This is a genomic window from Streptomyces sp. Ru71, assembly GCF_002920535.1.
In the GTDB taxonomy this organism is placed as follows: Bacteria; Actinomycetota; Actinomycetes; order Streptomycetales; family Streptomycetaceae; genus Streptomyces.
Genome location: NZ_PQSS01000090.1, coordinates 1 through 19,536 on the forward strand (window position 1 = coordinate 1; position 19,536 = coordinate 19,536).

Genomic DNA, 19,536 nt, shown 5'->3' on the forward strand with positions numbered 1-19,536 from the left:
GCTCGGCGCGGGGAGTCGAGCGGGGGCTCGCCACGGGGAGTCGAGCGCGGGGCTCGCCACGGGGAGTCGAGCGCGGGGCTCGCCACGGGGAGTCGAGCGCGGGGCTCGGCACGGGGAGTCGAGCGCGGGGCTCGGCGCGGGGAGTTGAGCGCGGGGCTCTCACGCTCCGCCGTCCGCCGGGGGATCCTGCCGCGGGGGCTGCGCTGCGGCTCCCGCGCCCGGCTGCCGGTCCGGCGTCTGGCTCGCGAGCTTGTCGCGGCGGTCGCGGTCGCCGTCGCTGCGGGTGCTGAGGATCGTGTCGCACACCTCGCGCAGCTTGTCCGTGGCCTGCTTGGAGAACAGCCCGCACAGGCCCGCGATCCCGGCGAAGCCGTACGGATTGGTGGCCGCTGGGCCGGAGCTGCCCGTGAACAGGCCGCCGCGCAGCAGGAAGTACACCAGCAGGGCCAGCGCGACCCCGATGCCGGCCCGCAGCAGGTACCACCACAGCCAGCTCGCGTACAGCCGCCGGTTGCCGACGTACGTGGCGAACGACGTGGCCGCGTGGACGAAGCTGCCCAGAGCGCTGGCGCAGATGACGGCGAGCAGCATCGCGGTGTCCGCGGTGAGCGCCCAGCCCCCGAGCCCGAACGGCGACCACCGCGAGGTGGCGCCCGGCGCGGCGCCCGCCCGGACGACGTCGAGCAGCACCGGCCACAGACTCAGCAGCGCCCCGCACACCACGACGAGGTCGGCCAGCAGGAAGACACCGAGAGCGGTGGCCGCCCATCCGGGCATCCGCCGCATCGGCCCCGGCGCCTGCCCCTCACCACCGGGCTCGTCCCCGGCCGGTCCCCGCGCGCCGGGCTCACCCTCGGCCGTACCCGACTGCGGCGCGTCCCCGGCCGGCGTCGCCTCCTGTGCGGTACGCGGTCCGACCACGCCCTGTGTCTGCGGCACCCCGCTCATCCGTTCCTCCCCCGAACGTCCGGCTGCTCACCTTGCGGCTCAAGTACCGCACGGCGCAAGTCGGCCGCCGGCCTACACGTCACGGGGCGCCGCGACGCGAGACCTTTGTCGTCGAGATGTACCGGCGTGGACGTGGCCGCAGTGACTGGGTGGTCCGCTCGCCCTGAACGTCGAAACCGCCCTCGACGAAGCGTCGGGGCGGATCAGAAGGCGGGGATGGTGGTGAGCCGCGCGGCCGCCGTCTCCCCACGGGCGGCGGCCGGCGCGGTCGCGAGCTTCGGGCGGGCCGGATGACCGGCCCGCCCGGGCTCACGCCTGGTGTCCGGATCGTCCCGGCGGCTGTGAGGCGCCGCGCCTCTCACAGCCGGCCTGATCCGAACGGCAGTGCCTAGTGGACGCCCAGCCACGCCTCGATCGGGTGGAGGGCGAAGTACACCAGGAAGATCGCCGACAGGCCCCACATGAAGCCGCCGATCTCCCTGGCCTTGCCCTGAGCGATCTTGATGACGGTGTAGGAGATGACGCCGGCGGCGACGCCGGCCGTGATGGAGTAGGTGAACGGCATGAGCACGACGGTCAGGAAGACCGGGATCGCGGTGGCGCGGTCCGCCCAGTCGACGTGCCGGGCGTTCATCATCATCATCGCGCCGATCACCACCAGGGCCGCCGCGGCGACCTCCTGCGGGACGATCGCGGTGATCGGGGTGAAGAACAGGCAGGCCGCGAAGAACAGGCCGGTGATGACGGAGGAGAAGCCGGTGCGGGCGCCCTCTCCGACACCCGTGGCGGACTCGACGAAGACGGTCTGTCCGGAGCCGCCCGCGACGCCGCCGACGACACCGCCGGCACCGTCGATGAACAGGGCCTTGGACAGGCCGGGCATACGGCCCTTGTCGTCGGCGAGGTTGGCCTCGGTGCCGACGCCGATGATCGTCGCCATGGCGTCGAAGAAGCCGGCGAGGACGAGGGTGAAGACGATCACGCTGACCGTCATGACGCCGACGTCGCCCCAGCCGCTGAAGGACACGTTGCCGAAGAGCGAGAAGTCGGGCATGGACACGGGGCTGCCGTGCAGTTCGGGAGCGCCGTTCACCCACTGCTTGGCGTCGATGACGCCGGCGCCGTTCAGGACGGCCGCCACGACGGTGCCGCCGACGATGCCGATGAGGATGGCACCGGGGATGTTGCGGGCCTGGAGGGCGAAGATCAGCAGCAGGGTGGCAGCGAAGAGCAGGACCGGCCAGCCGGCGAGTTCGCCACCGGGACCGAGGATCACGGGGCCACCGCCGGGGGACGGGTTGCGCCCCACGAAACCGGCCTTGACCAGGCCGATGAAGGCGATGAACAGGCCGATGCCCATGGTGATGCCGTGCTTGATGGGCAGCGGGATGGCGTTCATGATCATCTCGCGCAGGCCGGTGGCGACCAGGAGCATGATCACGGCGCCGTAGGCCACACACATGCCCATGGCCTGCGGCCACGTCATGTTCGGCGCGACCTGGCTGGAGATGACGCCGGAGACCGACAGGCCCGCGGCGAGGGCGAGCGGCACCTTGCCGACGAAGCCCATGAGCAAGGTGGTGAACGCCGCGCACAGCGCGGTCGCGGTGATCAGGGCCTTCTGGCCCAGGGTGTCGCCGGCGACGTCCTTGCCGGACAGGATCACGGGGTTGAGCAGCAGGATGTACGCCATCGCCATGAAGGTGGTGACGCCGCCGCGCACTTCACGGGCGACGGTGGATCCCCGCTGGGATATGTGGAAGTACCGGTCGAGCCAGGACCGTCCCGCCGGGACGCGGCTGCCCGCGCCCGCGTCGTCGGCGGTGGTCCTGGGCTCCACTGACTGCTGGGTCATGGTGCCATCTCCCAAGGTTCATAGGGGCACCCGCATCGGAACCGACGGCGCCCCGATTGGGCCGTGGCTGCGGGATTTGGGAATGGACGACCCGGGGGACGGCCCGAGACGAACGAACTGCAGGTACTTCAAGGCCCGCGAGCGGAGCGGAACTCAAAGGCTTTCCTCCGGACGGCGCGTGGAGTGTGTGACGTTCCCTGCGCCGCCCGGAGAGTCTGTGTGCTACGCCGTACTGGTCAGGTGCTCGGGCCGCACCGGGGTGCGGTCGAGCTCCAGGCCGGTGGCGTCGCGGATGGCCGCGAGGACGGCGGGCGTCGACGACAAGGTCGGCGCCTCACCGACACCGCGCAGCCCGTAGGGGGCGTGCTCGTCGGCTAGTTCGAGCACGTCGACCGGGATGGTCGGGGTGTCGAGGATGGTCGGGATGAGGTAGTCCGTGAAGGAGGGGTTCTTCACCTGCGCCGTCTTCGGGTCGACGACGATCTCCTCCATGACCGCGATGCCCAGGCCCTGGGTGGTGCCACCCTGGATCTGGCCGATCACGGACAGCGGGTTGAGCGCCTTGCCGACGTCCTGGGCGCAGGCCAGTTCGACCACCTTCACCAGGCCCAGCTCGGTGTCCACCTCGACGACCGCGCGGTGCGCGGCGAACGAGTACTGGACATGGCCGTTGCCCTGGCCGGTGCGCAGGTCGAAGGGCTCGGTCGGCCGGTGCCGCCACTCCCGCTCGACCTCCACGGCCTCGCCTTCGAGGACGTCCGCCAGGTCGGCGAGCACCTCGCCGCCGTCGGTGACGACCTTGCCGCCCTCCAGCAGGAGCTCGGCGGTGGCCCAGGCGGGGTGGTAGGAGCCGAACTTGCGCCGGCCCATCCGCAGGACCTCCTCCCTCACCAGCTCGCAGGCGTGCTTCACGGCGCCGCCGGTGACGTACGTCTGACGGGACGCGGACGTCGAACCGGCGCTGCCGACCTGCGTGTCGGCCGGGTGGATGGTGACCTGGGCGACACCCAGTTCCGTGCGGGCGATCTGGGCGTGGACGGTGACCCCGCCCTGACCGACCTCGGCCATCGCGGTGTGCACGGTCGCGACCGGCTCACCGCCCACGACCTCCATGCGCACCTTGGCGGTCGAGTAGTCGTCGAAGCCCTCGGAGAAGCCGACGTTCTTGATGCCGACCGCGTAGCCGACACCCCTGACGACGCCCTCGCCGTGCGTGGTGTTGGACAGGCCGCCCGGCAGCTGCCGTACGTCGGCGCCCTCGCTGGACTCCCACTGGCGCTCCGGCGGCATCGGCATCGCCTTGACGCGGCGCAGCAGTTCGGCGACCGGGGCCGGGGAGTCGACCGGCTGCCCGGTCGGCATGAGCGTCCCCTGCTCCATCGCGTTCAGCCGCCGGAACTCCACCGGGTCCATGCCGAGCTTCTTGGCCAGCTTGTCCATCTGGGCCTCGTAGGCGAAGCACGCCTGGACCGCGCCGAAGCCGCGCATGGCGCCGCAGGGCGGGTTGTTGGTGTAGAGGGCGATGGCCTCGATGTCGACGTCGTCCACCGCGTACGGGCCGACGGACAGCGAGGAGGCGTTGCCGACGACCGCCGGGGAGGCGGAGGCGTACGCGCCGCCGTCCAGCACGATCCGGGCCTTCACGTGGGTGAGCTTGCCGTCGCGGGTGGCCCCGTGCTCGTAGCGGAGCTTGGCCGGGTGGCGGTGGACGTGCCCGAAGAATGACTCGAACCGGTTGTAGACCATCTTCACCGGCTTGCCGGTGCGCAGGGCGAGCAGGCAGGCGTGGATCTGCATCGACAGGTCCTCGCGGCCGCCGAAGGCGCCGCCGACGCCGGAGAGCGTCATGCGGACCTTGTCCTCGGGCAGGCCGAGCACCGGGGCGATCTGCCGCAGGTCGCTGTGCAGCCACTGGGTGGCGATGTAGAGGTGGACGCCGCCGTCCTCCTCCGGCACCGCGAGGCCGGACTCGGGGCCGAGGAAGGCCTGGTCCTGCATGCCGAAGGTGTACTCGCCCTCGACGATCACGTCGGCCCGCACGCGGGCCCGCTCCACGTCGCCGCGGACGATGGGCTGGCGGTGCACGATGTTGGGATGCGGGACGTGCCCGGCATGGTGATCGTCACGGTCGTCGTGGACGAGGACCGCGTCCGGCGCGAGCGCCGAGGCCTCGTCGGTGATCACCGGGAGCTCCCGGTACTCCACCTTGATCTTCGCGGCGGCGCGGCGGGCCGTCTCCGGGTGGTCGGCGGCGACGAGCGCGACCGGTTCGCCGTGGTGGCGCACCTTGCCGTGCGCGAGGACCGGGGTGTCCTGGATCTCCAGGCCGTAGTGGGTCACCTCGGTGGGCAGGTCGTCGTAGGTCAGGACGGCGTACACGCCCGCCGTGGCCAGGGCCTCGGAGACGTCGACGGAGACGATCTCGGCGTGGGCCACCGGGGAGCGCAGGATCTGTCCCCACAGCATGTCCTCGTGCCACATGTCGGACGAGTACGCGAACTCTCCGGTGACCTTCAGGATGCCGTCGGGGCGGAGCGTGGACTCGCCGATGCCGCCCTTGGTCCCGGAGCCCTGTGTGATCTTGGTGGGTGCGCCGTTGGCCTGCATGTCAGACCCCCTCGGACTGGCGGGCGGCCGCGAGGCGGACCGCGTCCATGATCTTCTCGTAGCCGGTGCAGCGGCACAGGTTGCCCGAGAGCGCCTCGCGGATGTCCGCGTCGGACGGGTTGGGGTTGCGCTCCAGGAGTTCGTCGGAAGCCACCAGCAGCCCCGGGGTGCAGAAGCCGCACTGGACGGCTCCGGCGTCGATGAACGCCTGCTGGATCGGGGAGAGCTCGGTGCCCTCACCGGTCTGCGAGTCGGTGCCCTCGGCCTGCCAGGCCCTGGCCTCGTCGAGCGGGGTGCCGCCGGCGCCGCTCGTGCTGCCGCCCTCGGCGCGCTGCCTGGCGTAGTCGGCCAGTCCCTCGACGGTGACGACCTCGCGGCCCTCGGCCTGTCCGGCGGCGACCAGACAGGCGCACACGAGGACGCCGTCGAGCCGCACGGTGCACGAGCCGCACTCGCCCTGCTCACAGGCGTTCTTCGAACCGGGCAGCCCGAGCCGCTCGCGCAGGACGTACAGGAGGGACTCGCCCTCCCAGACGTCGTCGGCCTGCTGCGGGCGTCCGTTGACGGTGAGGTTGACGCGCATCACGCAGCTCCCTCCGGGACGCGGCGGGCGCCGCGGTACGACTCCCAGGTCCAGGTCAGCGCGCGGCGGGCCATGACGCCGACCGCGTGGCGGCGGTAGCTCGCGGTGCCCCGGACGTCGTCGATCGGGTTGCAGGCGGCCGAGCACAGCGCGGCGAACTGCCCGGCGACCGACGGGGTGATGATCTTTCCGTTGTCCCAGAAGCCGCCCTCGTCGAGGGCCGCGGCCAGGAACTCCTCGGCGGCCTTGGCCCGGATCGGCGTGGGGGCCGCGGATCCGATCCCGGTGCGCACGGTGCGGGTGGCCGGGTGCAGGGCCAGCCCGAAGGCGCACACCGCGATGACCATGGCGTTGCGGGTTCCCACCTTGGAGAACTGCTGGGGGCCGTCGGCCTTCTTGACGTGCACGGCGCGGATCAGCTCGTCGGGCTGGAGCGCGTTGCGCTTCACGCCGGTGTAGAAGTCGTCGATCGGGACGAGACGGGTGCCCCGGGCGGCGGACTCCACCTCGACCTGCGCGCCGGCGGCGAGGAGGGCGGGGTGGGCGTCGCCGGCGGGAGAGGCCGTGCCGAGGTTGCCGCCGACGCCGCCGCGGTTGCGGATCTGCGGGGAGGCGACCGTGTGCGAGGCGAGCGCGAGTCCCGGCAGCTCGGCACGGAGATTTTCCATGATCGCGGTGTACGGGACGGACGCCCCGAGCCGCACGCTGTCCGCGCCGACCTCCCATTCGGTGAGGTCGCCGATGCGGTTCAGGTCCACGAGGTACTCGGGCCGACGGTGGTCGAAGTTGATCTCGACCATGACATCGGTGCCGCCCGCGATCGGCACAGCGGTGGGGTGCTCGGCCTTGACGGCGAGCGCCTCATCCCAGCTGGCGGGGCGAAGGAAGTCCATGACCGGCTCCCTTCCTTGTCTCGGGGGTCGAACGGATTGAGCCAATCCGGATGCGGCGGGTGCGTCTCGTTCATGTGCTGTTCACGCGGACTGGACTCAGTACACCGCCGACTCCTCCATGCGGGTCAGTGACAGAAACCATGAAGGAGTTGGCTGGCCAGGAGAGGCATCTTGTAGATTCGTATGAACGGAGGTCCTCGGTAGCCTCCTCGCCTTCCTCTGGAAACAGGGGACACACCCCGGTCATGCCCCGTCCGGCCACATCGGCGAAAGATCCATCCGAAGATTTCGAGACAAAGAACGGCGGCGACGAGAATGCGGCTGCGCGCACTGCTGGACACCGACGCGCTGGGCCTGAGGCTCCTCGGCGGCGAGGACGAACTGGACCGCACCGTGCGCGGTGTGATGACCACCGACCTGCGCGACCCCAGCCGCTACCTCTCCGGGGGTGAGCTGGTGCTCACCGGCCTGGCCTGGCGCCGGGACGCCGACGACTCGGAGCCTTTCGTCCGCATCCTGGTGCAGGCCGGCGTGGCGGCGCTGGCGGCCGGCGAGGCGGAACTGGGCGACGTGCCCGACGACCTGGTGGTGGCCTGCGCCCGCCATCGCCTCCCGCTGTTCGCGGTGCACGAGTCGGTGGCGTTCGCGACGATCACCGAGCACGTCGTACGGCAGGTGTCGGGCGAACGCGCCGGCGACCTGGCGGCCGTGGTGGACCGCCACCGCCGCATGATGACCTCCGGCCCGGCGGGCGGCGGCCCCGACGTGGTCCTGGACCTGCTGGGCTCCGACCTGGACCTGCGCGCCTGGGTGCTCTCCCCCACCGGCCGGCTGATCGCCGGCTCCAAGGTGGCCGGCCCGGCGCTGCCCGCCGAGGTGTGCGGCCGTCTCGCCGCGCAGCACCTGGCGGCGACCCGCACCGGCCGCCGGGGCCCGCACCGGGTGACCATCGGCACCAGCACGTACTCGCTCTTCCCGGTCCGCAGCAGCGGCCGCACCCCGCAGGCGTCCCGGGACGTGCGCGAGACGGTCCTGTCGGACTGGCTGCTCGCGGTGGAGGCGGACGCCTCCGACTGGGCCGAGGAACGCCTCGACCTGCTGCAGGGCGTCACCCAGCTGATCGCGGTCGAACGGGACCGCCGCGACGCCGCGCGCACGGTGCGCCGCCGCCTCGCCCAGGAGGTCCTGGAACTGGTCCAGACGGGCGCGGCCCCCGCCGAGATCGCCGCCCGCCTGCGCGTCGCGGCCCCCGTGCTGCTGCCCGGCCTCGGCGCCGCCCCGCACTGGCAGGTGGTCGTGGCCCGGGTGGAGTGGGACGGCGGGGACGTGGACGGCGGCCCGGTGGCCCAGTCCCTCCTGGAGGAGATCCTGGTCGACCCGCAGGCCACCGGCACCGAGCCGTCGGACCGCATCGCGGTCGCGCACGCCGGCGACGAGGCCATCGCGCTGGTCCCGCTCCCGGCCGTGTCCACCGAGCACGACGGCACGGAGGCGGGCATCCTCGCCGACACCCTGCTGCAGGCCGTGCGCGAGCCGCTGACCGCCGGGCTGGACGGCGACGGCCGGGTCACCCTCGGCGTGAGCGCGGCCGTGCACTCGGCGGAGGGCCTGCGCGGCGCCCTGGAGGAGGCCCGGCACGCCCGCCGGGTGGCGGCCGCCCGCCCCGGCCAGGTCTGCGCGGCGGGCCACCAGGAGCTGGCGAGCCACGTCCTGCTGCTCCCCTTCGTACCGGACGACGTGCGCCGGGCGTTCACGGCCCGGCTGCTGGACCCGCTGCGCGACTACGACCGCCGCCACCGCGCCGAGCTGATCCCCACCCTGGAGGCGTTCCTGGACTGCGACGGCTCCTGGACCCGCTGCGCCACCCGCCTCCACCTGCACGTCAACACGCTGCGCTACCGGGTCGGGCGAATCGAGCAGTTGACGAGCCGTGACCTGTCCCGCCTTGAGGACAAGCTGGACTTCTTCCTGGCGCTGCGCATGAGCTGACCGAAGTCGACCCCCGACTTTGTGAATTCCTTCACCCACCCCCTTGGCCAGGCACCTCGACAGGTGCTGGAATGCCGCCACCACTCATAGCTCGATGGCGTGCTCGGGGAGGGCAATGTGGCGCATACCGCCATGTCTGGTACCGGAACGACCGCAGCTGACGATCCCCTCCAGACCGCGGTATGGCGGCTGCGCTCGCGCGCATGCTGGGCCGACGCGGCGGAACTGCTGAAGCCGGAGAGCGCGGCCGCCGCGCTCCAGCGGGCGGCGCTGCTGGTGGAGCGCTGCCTGTACACCGAGCAGGGCTGGGAGGAGGCGGAGGACGCGCTGCGCACCGCGGAGGCGCTGGCCCACACGGACGACGAGCGAGGGGCGGCCGCTTGTGAACGCGGGTACGTGGCCTACGCCGCGACGCTGCACGGGGTGCGCGACCGCTCCGACGAGGCGCGTGCCGCGCTGGGCCGGGCGGCGGCGCTGATCCCGCGCGAGTCCCCGGCGCGGGCGCTGCTGGACTTCCGCCGGGGCCTGGTCGCGCAGAACCTCGCGGACGCCCCCCAGGCGGCCCGCGCCGCGTTCCGCCGCGCCCACGCGGGCGCCACCGCGCACGCCGACGCACTGCTGCTGTCCTTCACCTGGCGCCACCTCGCGGGCCTGGCCCTGCGGGACGGCGAACTGGCCGAGGCCCGCCACGGCTTCGCCGAATCCCTGCGGCTGCGCGAGGAGTTGGGCTACCTCGTCGGCACGGCCCCGGCGCTGGCGTCCCTGGCCGACACGGAACCGGAACCGGAGGCGTCCCGCCTGCGCGAGGAGGCCCGCCGCCTGTTCCGCCTCCTGGGCGGCGTCCCGACCTGGCTGGCCGCGCAACTGACCCCACCCCCGACAGCGGAGCCGGCGACGGCCTAGGGCGCCGGGGGTCAGCGGGGGCGGAAGTCGTGTAGTTCGTCCCCGCCGGGCTGGACGACGCCGTAGGTGCTCTCCGGTACCTCGTGCCAGGCTCCGGGGAGGTTGCCCAGGGGTTCCGAGACCACCAGGCGGGTCTCGTCGGAGACCTCGCGCAGGAACGAGAGGTCCGGGTGCAGGGCGCGCAGGGAGTCCACCCGGGAGCTGTAGAACAACGACCGCGAGGAGCGCTCACTGGAGTAGCGGAAGGCCCACACGCGTTCGCCGTCGGCCACCGCGACCGTCATCTGGAGCGGCTGCGGGACGCCGTGCCGGTGTCCCGTCTCCTCGATCAGGCCCGCCATGCGCGCCACGGCGTCGGGTGGATCGTCGGCGAGGCCGAAGGTGAGCGCGAGGAAGAACATCAGCTCGGAGTCGGTGGAGCCCTCGATGTCCGGGTAGAGGGCGGGATCGACGGCCAGCACGAGATCACGCCTGAGCCGGGGGAAGTCGCGGATCGCTCCGTTGTGCATCCACAGCCGGCTGCCCCAGCGGAAGGGGTGGCAGTTGGTCTGCTGCACCGCCGTCCCCGTCGTGGCCCGGATGTGGGCGAAGAACAGGCCCGAGCGGACGTGGTGGGCGACCTCCTGGAGGTTGCGGTTGCTCCAGGCCGGTCCGGTGTCCCGCAGCACCGCGGGGGACGCCATGTCCCGCTGGTACCAGCCGATGCCGAACCCGTCGCCGTTGGTCGTCTCGACCCCCAGGCGGGAGTGCAGACTCTGGTCGATCAGATTGTGCTCGGGCTCGAACAGGATCCGACTGAGGAGGACGGGCGTACCGGAGTAGGCGATCCAGCGGCACATGGGGACGTTCCTTCCGCCGGCACGGGACGCTGCCCCGCCGACGGGCGCGAAGACACAGGGCCTAGGCCCGTGGCGGTGGGCGGCCTGCAAACCATCACCAGTATCTGCCGCTCGGGCGCACGCGGCACGCCCGGCCCGCTCAGGCGCCCGTGAAGTGCTCCCGCACCAGCGCCCGCACCACGTCCACATCCCCGGCGATCAGCGCGTCCAGCAACGTGGTGTGCTCCGACGCGTCCGCCAGCAGATCGGCGTGGCCCGGGCGCCCGGAAGTCCCCCCGACCAGCGGCCACTGCGCCCGCCGGTGCAGATCGTCGGCGATCCGCACGAGCTGCTCGTTGCCCGACAGCGCCAGCACCGCCCGGTGGAAGGCCCGGTCCGACTCCGCGTACGTCGCCCGGCAGCCGGACGCCGCCGCCCGCACCGTCGCCTCGGCCAGCGGACGCAGCCGCGCCCACCGCTCGGCCGGCACGGCCCGCGCCAGCCGCAGCATCACCGGCACCTCGATCAGCGCCCGCACCTCGGCCAGCTCGGCCAGTTCCCGCGCGTCCCGCACCACGACACGGAACCCCCGGTTGGGCACGACCTCCACCGCGCCCTCAAGCGCCAGCTGCTGCATGGCCTCCCGCACCGGCGTGGCCGACACCCCGAACCGCTCGCCGAGCGCCGGCGCCGAGTACACCTCGCCGGGCCTCAGCTCCCCCGCGACCAGCGAGGTGCGCAGCGCGTCCAGGATCTGACCGCGGACCGACGCCCGCTGCACGACGGCCCGGGGCTCGGGCACCGGCCGCTCACAGTGCGTGTGCTCCCCGCGAACCGCTTCACCGTGAGCCACCTCCCCGCGAGCCGCCTCACCCCGTGCCCCCTCACCGCGAACCGTCTCGCCCCGTGCCGCTTCCTCCCCCGCGGCGCCGCCGCGACCGCCCCGCCGCACCTGCTCGGCGTCCGCCGCCGTCGGCTGCAACGGCACCCGGAACGAGCGCAGACGCGAGGCGGGCACCCCGTTCCCGTCGGAGCCCTGCGCACCCTGCTTCACGGGTCCTCCTCCGGGCTTGTCGGTACTTGGGGTCATTACGACGGGTTGTTACTCGTCCGTCAAGCACCTTAGGCCCAGAAGCCACCAGTTCAAATCCAGAAACGATCCAGTAAGGTAAGCCTTACCTCAAACGCACCCCGGATCGGTGGTCCCCCATGCCCGTCCCCTCCTCCCCCACCGCGGACGCCTACGCCCGCCTCACCGAGGTGTAGGGGGGGGGGACTGACGGTGACCGAGCTGGGCCCGGGGGACACCCTCCCGCACGGCGGGAACTGGACCTCCGCCGCCGCCCTCGCGGGGGACGACGCCACCCTGGACGCCTTCCTGGCCTGGGACGACGCCCAGGTGCTGCGCGACTACGGCACCCGCGCCCGCCCCGACGTCATCGCGAGCTTCGGCCTGCACCGCTACACCTGGCCGGCCTTCCTGCTGATCACCGCACCCTGGTTCCTGCTGCGCCGCGTCCCGCGCCTGCCCGTGACGCACGTCTCGTACGACCGCACCGCCGGCCGCATGGCGCTGCGCCCCGCCTCCTTCGCCTGCCTCCCCGGCGACCCGGCCGCCGCCCTGCCCACCGCCCGGGTGGTCCCGGACGAGGAGGCGCTGCGCGCCGAGGTACGGGCCGCGACGGCCGAGCACGCCGAACCCCTGCTCGCCGCGTTCGGCCCGCGCATGCGGCGCCGGGGACGTGCCCTGTGGGGCATGGTGACCGACGAGGTCGTCGAGGGCCTGTGGTACGTCGCCCATCTGCTCGGCGAGGAGGAGCGAGCGCGCCGCGAACTGGAGCTGCTGCTGCCGGGCGCGACGAAGCCGTACGCCGGCGCGGCGGCGTTCCGTGAACTGACCGGCCCGGACGGCGAGGCACTGCCCACCCGGGACCGGGTGAGCTGCTGCATGTTCTACACGGTGCGCCCCGAGGACACCTGCGCCACCTGCCCGCGCACCTGCGACAAGGAGCGCGTCACCAGGATCTCCGCCACCGCGACGGCGGTAGCCGCGAGTTGACGCCCTGTCGGGTACGGAATCCCCTCGCATCCCCTAAGATCACCCGCGAGTGGGACACGCGTACGGGCACGGTCGTTTCACACCTTCCTCACCACGCGCAGGAAGTTTCCGTGGAACCACCCGTACGGGTAGTCTTATTCGAACTCAACTCCCGCCCCTCAAGCGGCAGTTCGAGCAGAACGCCGCCCTGGGCATCCCCTTGCACTTCCTTGGCGGCCTCTTGCCCCGAAACCCCCTGAGGGCCGGCGGGATTGGGCCACTATGGCGGGCGATACGCCCTATCCCAATGCAAGGGACCCCTAGATGAGACTGACCGACATATCGCTGAACTGGCTGCTTCCGGGCGCCGTACTGCTCCTGGGCATGCTGGCGGCGGTGGCGGTGCTCGCGCGCGGCAAGCGCTCCTCCGGTCAGAACGCGAGCGCGGACGACTCGTGGGAGCGCGCCGAGGAGCGCCGCAGGCGCAAGGAGGCCATCTACGGCACGGTCTCCTACGTGCTGCTCTTCTGCTGTGCGGCGGTCGCGGCCGCGCTCTCCTTCCACGGCCTTGTCGGCTTCGGCGAGCAGAACCTGAACCTGTCCGACGGCTGGCAGTACCTGGTCCCGTTCGGCCTGGACGGGGCGGCCATGTTCTGCTCCGTCCTCGCGGTGCGGGAGGCCAGCCACGGCGACGCGGCGCTCGGCTCCCGGATACTGGTGTGGATGTTCGCGGCCGCCGCCGCCTGGTTCAACTGGGTGCACGCGCCGCGCGGCGTCAACCACGCCGGCGCCCCGCACTTCTTCGCGGGCATGTCGCTGTCGGCGGCCGTGCTGTTCGACCGGGCGCTGAAGCAGACCCGCCGGGCGGCGCTGCGCGAGCAGGGCCTGATCCCGCGCCCGCTGCCGCAGATCCGTATCGTGCGCTGGCTGCGGGCCCCGCGCGAGACGTACAAGGCCTGGTCGCTGATGCTCCTGGAGGGCGTGCGCAGCCTGGACGAGGCCGTGGACGAGGTGCGCGAGGACCAGCGGCGCAAGGAGGAGGCACGCCGGCTGCAGCGCGAGAAGGACCGCGTGGAGCGGGCGCAGCTGAAGGCCATCAGCCGCGGGCACGGCAGCTTCCCGGGCCGCGGCGGCGGCCGCGAGGTGGAGGTGCACGCGGTGGAGCGGGACTCCGAGCGGGTCTCCGCGGAGCCTGCCATATCCACGCCGGAGCAACTGCCCGTGCGCGCGCGTCCCTCCCTCCAGCCGGTGCGCAGCGGCGCGTCTGACCCGATCACCGTGGACCTGACCGCGGAGGACGACACGCAGGCGCTGCCGCGACTGGACTCCCTGGAGCGCAAGCTCAAGGACCTGGAGCAGCAGTTCGGCTAGAGCCGGTGCGCCCCGTGCACGCGGGCGCGACCGGGACGGGGCGGGGCCGCGACCGAACGGGTCGCGGCCCCGCCCGTTTCACGCCCCGTGCAGTTCGAACCACACCGCTTTCCCCACCCCGTGCGAGCGCACCCCCCAGGCGTCCGCGAGCGACTGCACCAGCATCAGCCCCCTGCCGTGCGTGTCGTCCCCGGCGTCCGACGCGCGCAGCCGCGGTCTGCGGCCGACGAAGTCCCGTACCTCCACGCGCAGGCCCCGCGGCCACACCGTCGCCGTCAGGACCGCCTCGCGGTCGGTGTGCACCAGCGCGTTGGTGACCAGTTCGCTGGTCAGCAGCTCCGCGACATCGCATCCGGCGGTCCTGCCCCACTGCCCGAGCAGCTCCCGCAGGGCCCTGCGCGCGTCGGACACCGCCCGCAGGTCGCGTCGTCCGAGCCGGCGCCGCAGTTGTGGCGCCGGTATGCGGTCCCCGTCGCTGTCGGTCCAGTCCTCCACCGCCCCCATCGAGTAGGCCCCCGTCGTCACCGGTACGCTCCTTCGTGCCTGCCTCGTCATGACCCCCGCCCGCGTGCCGATGGCCGTATCCCTCCTGCTCGAACACGTTCACGGGGATCCTTGCCCGGCGGGCGCGCGGGCAGTCATCCGGGATGGCCGACGACCGGGTGTTCGGCCACCGTGCGGCACGGCGGCGTAGGCGCTCCCGCCCCCGCCGGGGCGACCGCGCCGTGCGCGCACACCCCCCGACCGCCCCTTGGACAGCGCGCCCGCGGGACGAGTGGCCACAGGGGACACACGGCACCCGGTTCCCGTCCCGGGAACTTGGCTGGATCACGACGTTACGGAAGTCGGATACGGCCCCTAGGGACGCGGCACGTTGCGCAGGTTGGAGCGGGCCATCTGGAGCATGCGGCCGACGCCGCCGTCCAGCACGATCTTCGAGGCGGACAGGGCGAATCCGGTGACCATCTCGGCGCTGATCTTCGGCGGGATGGAGAGCGCGTTGGGGTCGGTGACGACGTCGACGAGAGCCGGCCCCTTGTGCTTGAACGCGTCCTTGAGCGCACCGGCGAGCTGCTTGGGCTTCTCCACCCGGACGCCGAAGGCCCCGCAGGCACGGGCGACGGCGGCGAAATCGGGGTTCTTGTTGGCGGTCCCGTAGGACGGCAGGCCCGCGACCAGCATCTCCAACTCGACCATGGACAGCGCCGAGTTGTTGAACAGGACGACCTTCACCGGCAGGTCGTACTGAACAAGAGTCAGAAAGTCCCCCATCAGCATCGAGAATCCACCGTCGCCCGACATCGACACCACCTGCCGGCCCCGGTCGGTGAACTGCGCGCCGATCGCCATCGGCAGGGCGTTCGCCATCGAGCCGTGCGAGAAGGAACCGATGATCCGTCGGCGGCCGTTGGGCGAGATGTACCGCGCGGCCCAGACATTGCACATCCCGGTGTCGACCGTGAACACCGCATCCTCGTCGGCGACTTCGTCGAGCACGGCCGCCACGTACTCGGGGTGGAGCGGGACGTGCTTGTCGACCTTGCGCGTGTACGCCTTCACCACCCCCTCCAGGGCGTCGGCGTGCTTCTTGAGCATCTTGTCGAGGAAGCGCCGGTCGTCCTTCGTCCGCACCCGCGGGGTGAGGCAGCGCAGCGTCTCGCGGACGTCGCCCCACACGGCGAGGTCCAGCCTGGAGCGGCGGCCGAGGTGTTCGGGCCGGACGTCGATCTGGGCGATCTTCACGTCGTCGGGCAGGAAGGCGTTGTACGGGAAGTCGGTGCCGAGCAGGATCAGCAGGTCGCACTCGTGGGTGGCCTCGTAGGCGGCGCCGTAGCCGAGGAGCCCGCTCATCCCGACGTCGAAGGGATTGTCGTACTGGATGAACTCCTTGCCACGCAGGGCGTGCCCCACCGGAGACTTGATCTTCTCGGCGAACTCCATCACCTCGGCGTGCGCCCCGGCGGTGCCGCTGCCGCAGAACAGGGTGACACGTTCGGCCTCGTCGATGAGGTCCACCAAGCGGTCGATCTCGGCGTCGCCGGGGCGGACCGTGGGCCGGGCGGTGACCAGCGCGGTCTGGGCGGCCCGCTCGGGCGCCGGCTCGGCGGCGACGTCGCCGGGCAGGGCGACGACGCTGACACCGCTGCGGCCGACGGCGTTCTGGATGGCGGTCTGCAGCAGCCGCGGCATCTGCTTCGGGTTGGAGATCAGCTCGCTGTAGTGGCTGCACTCGCGGAACAGCTGGTCCGGATGGGTCTCCTGGAAGTAGCCGAGGCCGATCTCGCTGGACGGGATCTGGGAGGCCAGGGCGAGGACCGGGGCCATGGAGCGGTGGGCGTCGTAGAGACCGTTGATGAGATGCAGGTTGCCGGGCCCGCAGGAGCCGGCGCAGGCGGCGAGCCGGCCGGTGATCTGGGCCTCCGCGCCGGCGGCGAAGGCGGCGGTCTCCTCGTGGCGGACGTGGATCCAGTCGATGGCGGCGTTGCGGCGCACGGCGTCCACGACCGGGTTGAGGCTGTCGCCGACGACGCCGTAGAGGCGTTTGACACCGGCGCGGGCGAGGATGTCGACGAACTGTTCGGCGACGTTCTGCTTGGCCATGGCTTCTCGTCTGCCCCTTCGGTGACCGGCGGATGATTCCATGGAGACACAGCGGCCGCGGTTACGCCTCCCACACAGCCGCGGCCGTACGGTCGTCGGCGTACCCCTTGACCCGCACCTGGGCGTCGGCGAGGAACGCGGCGAGGCCCGGCGGTTCGGGGCCGGACCAGCGGTCGGCGAGGTGGGCGGCCAGTTCCGGCTCGCCGCCGAACGGTTCGGCCAGGCCCGCGGTGCACATCAGCAGCACATCACCCGGTCGGGCGAGCGAGGCACGGAACCGGAAGGGCTCGCGGGGCGGCTCGGGCGCGGGTTCGTAGGGGCTCGGCGGGGTGGGGATGCCGAGGTCCATGGTGAGCCGGTCCCCCTCCGGCGTCTCGGCGGGCGGCGACCCGAAGCCGACGACCGCCTCCCCGGCCGGGGTCTCGGTGACCTCGGGCTCCAGGTCCTGCCACTGCCCGCCCCGCAGCCGGAACAGTCCGCCGGTGCCGGCACCGAAGAAGACACGGGTGCGGCACGCCGGGTCGGCGGGCAGCAGCAGACAGCGCAGGGTGGCGGCGTACTCCTCGGGAGCAAGGCCCTGTTCGGCGGCGGTGGCGCGCAGCTTGCCGAGGCTGCGGTCGGTGAGCCGGTGCAGACCCGACTTCAGGTCACCGCGCCGGGCGGCCCGCAGATCCTCCACGAGCCGGGCGTGGCTGCGTCCCACGGCCCGCCCGATCCACTGGCACACCTCGGCCGCGGCCCGGTGCGCCCCGGGCGTGGCCCGGGCCCCGGTGGCCATCGCCACCAGCACCAGGGCGTGCTCCCCGCTCCCGAACCGGGCGACGAGCAGCGCGTCCCGCCGTGGCTCCCCGCGGAACCGCGCCGAGTCCCCGCGCACCGACACGGCCCGCAGGGTGCACACCCCGTACCGGGCACCGTCCAGCACGGTGTCGGGTACGAGATCGTCCAGCTCGTCCGGGTCGGCGGCGGGCAGAGCGGTCGGCTCGGCGTCGTAGGTGGGCGGCCCGGACCCGACGTAGGCGCGGCGGCCAACGGGCGCGACGGGCCCCGGCTCGGCACGGCCGGGGCCGACCGACGGGGCCGACGTGGGCACGGGGGGCGTGGGACCGCCAGGGCCCGGCGCCCGGCGGGCCGCCCGCTCCTCGAACCCGGGCGGCATGGGGCCCGGCGGAAAGGTCACGGGCCCGGGCGGTGCCGCGGGCGGCGGCTCCCAGGGCGCCCGGACACGCCCGCCGTACGCCCCCGGCGGGCGGGACGGGGCAACGTCCTCGGGACGATTTCGCTGGGGCGGCACCGCGGGTGGAGGTGGTGGCGCATCGCGCGCTTCCCGCTCGGGTGGGTCGTCGGCGACCGGGCGGCGGCCCACCGTGCCGGCCGCCGAGGCGAAGCGGTCGTCCAGTGAGTCGGGCGCCGCCGTGGGGCCCGTGTCCGTGGTGGAGTCGTCGTACAGCTGCCCCCACCAGTCGTCCTCCCGGCCGGTGGGCCTTCCCCCCTGCTGGCTCATGCGCCCAATTGTCCACCGCACGGCCAGGATGAAAACGGGGCATCGGGAAAAAGCCGCCCGCAGACGTGCGAAAGGACGGCGTGTCGGGGGAGTTGTCGAACACGGGGACGAACACCCCTGACCCACCCGGCACTTGTGGCCGCCGGGCGGCCCCACCCCCCACGGGAGGACCGCCCGGCGACGACACGGTGACCGGGCCCCGGATCCCCTTCGCGCGGAGGCGGGCGGCGACCACACGTCTCGGGCCCCGGTCACGCGGCCGCACGGCGAACCGCCGGATGATCACAAGGACCGGCCGTGGCCACACCTTGGCAGAGGCGGCGGCGCTACGGCGATGATGTCGGGCGGCGGGTTTGCGCCGTGGCCGTTTCCCGCCACGGAACTCACACGGGAGGCACGCGCGGATGCTGACGGCGATCGGGCTGGACGAGACGGACGAGTCGGCGTACCGCGCGCTGGTGTCACTGGGCGCGTCCGACGTACCCGACCTGTCGCGCCGGCTGTCGTGCGGCGAGGACGACACCGAGCGCGCCCTGCGCCGCCTGGAGCGTCAGGGCCTGGCCGCACAGTCGTCGGGCCGGCCCGGCCGCTGGGTGGCCGCCCCGCCCGGCGTGGCACTGGGCGCGCTGCTCACCCAGCGCCGGCACGAGCTGGAGAAGGCCGAGCTGACCGCCGCCCTGCTGGCCGAGGAGTACCGGGCCGGCGCCGCCGAACCCGCCGTGCACGACCTGGTCGAGGTGGTCACCGGCGCCGCCGCCGTGGCGCAGCGCTTCCTGCAGATGCAGCTCGGCGCGACCGAGGAGGTGTGCGCGCTGGTCACCGGCAACCCGGCGGTGGTCTCCGGGACGGACAACGACGCCGAGGAGCAGGCGGCCGGCCGCGGGGTGCGCTACCGGGTGGTCGTGGAGCGCTCCGTGCTGGACCTGCCGCACGGGCTCACCGAGCTGACGGCGGCGCTCTCCCGTGACGAGCGGGTGCGCGTGGTGGACGAGGTGCCGACGAAGCTGGTGGTCGTCGACCGTGCCCTCGCCCTGGTGCCGCTCTCGCGCCGCGCGGAGCCCGCCGCGCTCGTGGTGCACGCCAGCGGCCTGCTGGAGCTGCTGTCGGGCCTGTTCGAGTCGGTGTGGCGCGAGGCCCTCCCGCTGCGGCTCGGCCCCGACGGGGTGACCGAGGACGGCCCGGACGGGCCCGACGGCACCGACCTGGAGATCCTCTCGCTCCTGCTCGCCGGGCTCACCGACGCCAGCGTCGCCAAACAACTCGACCTGGGCCTGCGCACCGTACAGCGCCGGGTACGGCGCCTGATGGAACTGGCCGGCGTGACCACCCGCCTCCAGCTGGGCTGGCACGCATACGAACGCGGCTGGACGACCCGCGACACCTAGCGCACGCGCCCCACCTGCGCCGTCGCGCCGGCTCCTGCACT

Annotated in this window: 14 protein-coding genes and 1 pseudogene; 5 read left to right on the forward strand and 10 right to left on the reverse strand. The window is 72.9% G+C overall.

Features of this window, described 5'->3' with window-relative positions:
- Window positions 1-159: 159 nt before the first annotated feature.
- The 5 genes from C3489_RS33030 to C3489_RS33050 form a co-directional block, all read right to left on the reverse strand.
- Window positions 160-948 carry a hypothetical protein gene (locus C3489_RS33030; RefSeq protein WP_258055059.1) on the reverse strand — a complete coding sequence of 263 codons (789 nt, stop codon included), beginning with the start codon at window positions 946-948 and terminating at the stop codon, window positions 160-162.
- A 388-nt stretch (window positions 949-1,336) separates the two neighbouring features.
- Entirely contained in the window at window positions 1,337-2,803 is a 1,467-nt protein-coding gene (locus C3489_RS33035) for an NCS2 family permease (RefSeq protein ID WP_103785803.1), read from the reverse strand.
- Window positions 2,804-3,025: 222 nt separating this feature from the next.
- The gene (locus C3489_RS33040; RefSeq protein ID WP_103785804.1) at window positions 3,026-5,410 is read right to left on the reverse strand and encodes a xanthine dehydrogenase family protein molybdopterin-binding subunit; all 2,385 of its coding nucleotides are present in this window, start codon (window positions 5,408-5,410) and stop codon (window positions 3,026-3,028) included.
- Window position 5,411: 1 nt separating this feature from the next.
- A complete protein-coding gene (locus tag C3489_RS33045; protein ID WP_103785805.1) occupies window positions 5,412-5,993 on the reverse strand; it encodes a (2Fe-2S)-binding protein in 582 nt (193 codons plus the stop codon).
- Window positions 5,993-6,886, reverse strand: coding sequence for a xanthine dehydrogenase family protein subunit M (locus C3489_RS33050; protein ID WP_103785806.1), 894 nt, complete (start codon window positions 6,884-6,886; stop codon window positions 5,993-5,995). Before C3489_RS33050 ends, C3489_RS33045 begins: the two co-directional genes overlap by 1 nt.
- A gap of 315 nt (window positions 6,887-7,201) precedes the next feature.
- On the opposite strand from C3489_RS33050, the gene C3489_RS33055 reads away from it, so the two are divergent.
- Together C3489_RS33055 and C3489_RS33060 are read left to right on the forward strand one after the other, a co-directional pair.
- Window positions 7,202-8,875 (forward strand): PucR family transcriptional regulator ligand-binding domain-containing protein, encoded by a 1,674-nt coding sequence (locus C3489_RS33055; RefSeq protein WP_103785807.1) that lies wholly within the window; start codon window positions 7,202-7,204, stop codon window positions 8,873-8,875.
- A 132-nt stretch (window positions 8,876-9,007) separates the two neighbouring features.
- A complete protein-coding gene (locus C3489_RS33060; protein WP_258055060.1) occupies window positions 9,008-9,778 on the forward strand; it encodes a hypothetical protein in 771 nt (256 codons plus the stop codon).
- Window positions 9,779-9,789: 11 nt separating this feature from the next.
- On the opposite strand, the gene C3489_RS33065 is transcribed toward C3489_RS33060, so the two are convergent.
- Window positions 9,790-10,617, reverse strand: a complete 828-nt coding sequence (locus C3489_RS33065) for a class II glutamine amidotransferase (RefSeq protein WP_103785809.1) — start codon at window positions 10,615-10,617, stop codon at window positions 9,790-9,792.
- Window positions 10,618-10,756: 139 nt separating this feature from the next.
- Entirely contained in the window at window positions 10,757-11,650 is an 894-nt protein-coding gene (locus tag C3489_RS33070) for a GntR family transcriptional regulator (protein ID WP_258055061.1), read from the reverse strand.
- Window positions 11,651-11,805: 155 nt separating this feature from the next.
- On the opposite strand from C3489_RS33070, the pseudogene C3489_RS33075 reads away from it, so the two are divergent.
- Window positions 11,806-12,655 (forward strand): annotated as a pseudogene (locus C3489_RS33075) ((2Fe-2S)-binding protein).
- 303 nt (window positions 12,656-12,958) lie between these two features.
- Window positions 12,959-14,005 (forward strand): DUF2637 domain-containing protein, encoded by a 1,047-nt coding sequence (locus C3489_RS33080; protein WP_103785812.1) that lies wholly within the window; start codon window positions 12,959-12,961, stop codon window positions 14,003-14,005.
- Window positions 14,006-14,083: 78 nt separating this feature from the next.
- Here C3489_RS33080 and C3489_RS33085 read toward each other — a convergent pair whose 3' ends face one another.
- The 3 genes from C3489_RS33085 to C3489_RS33095 form a co-directional block, all read right to left on the reverse strand.
- Window positions 14,084-14,509, reverse strand: coding sequence for an ATP-binding protein (locus tag C3489_RS33085; RefSeq protein WP_103785813.1), 426 nt, complete (start codon window positions 14,507-14,509; stop codon window positions 14,084-14,086).
- Window positions 14,510-14,863: 354 nt separating this feature from the next.
- Entirely contained in the window at window positions 14,864-16,606 is a 1,743-nt protein-coding gene (locus tag C3489_RS33090; RefSeq protein WP_103785814.1) for a pyruvate dehydrogenase, read from the reverse strand.
- Window positions 16,607-16,667: 61 nt separating this feature from the next.
- Window positions 16,668-18,110 (reverse strand): protein phosphatase 2C domain-containing protein, encoded by a 1,443-nt coding sequence (locus tag C3489_RS33095; protein ID WP_103785815.1) that lies wholly within the window; start codon window positions 18,108-18,110, stop codon window positions 16,668-16,670.
- Window positions 18,111-18,514: 404 nt separating this feature from the next.
- Here C3489_RS33095 and C3489_RS33100 point away from each other — a divergent pair, with 404 nt between their 5' ends.
- Window positions 18,515-19,495 (forward strand): LuxR family transcriptional regulator, encoded by a 981-nt coding sequence (locus tag C3489_RS33100; RefSeq protein WP_103785816.1) that lies wholly within the window; start codon window positions 18,515-18,517, stop codon window positions 19,493-19,495.
- Window positions 19,496-19,536: the final 41 nt, after the last annotated feature.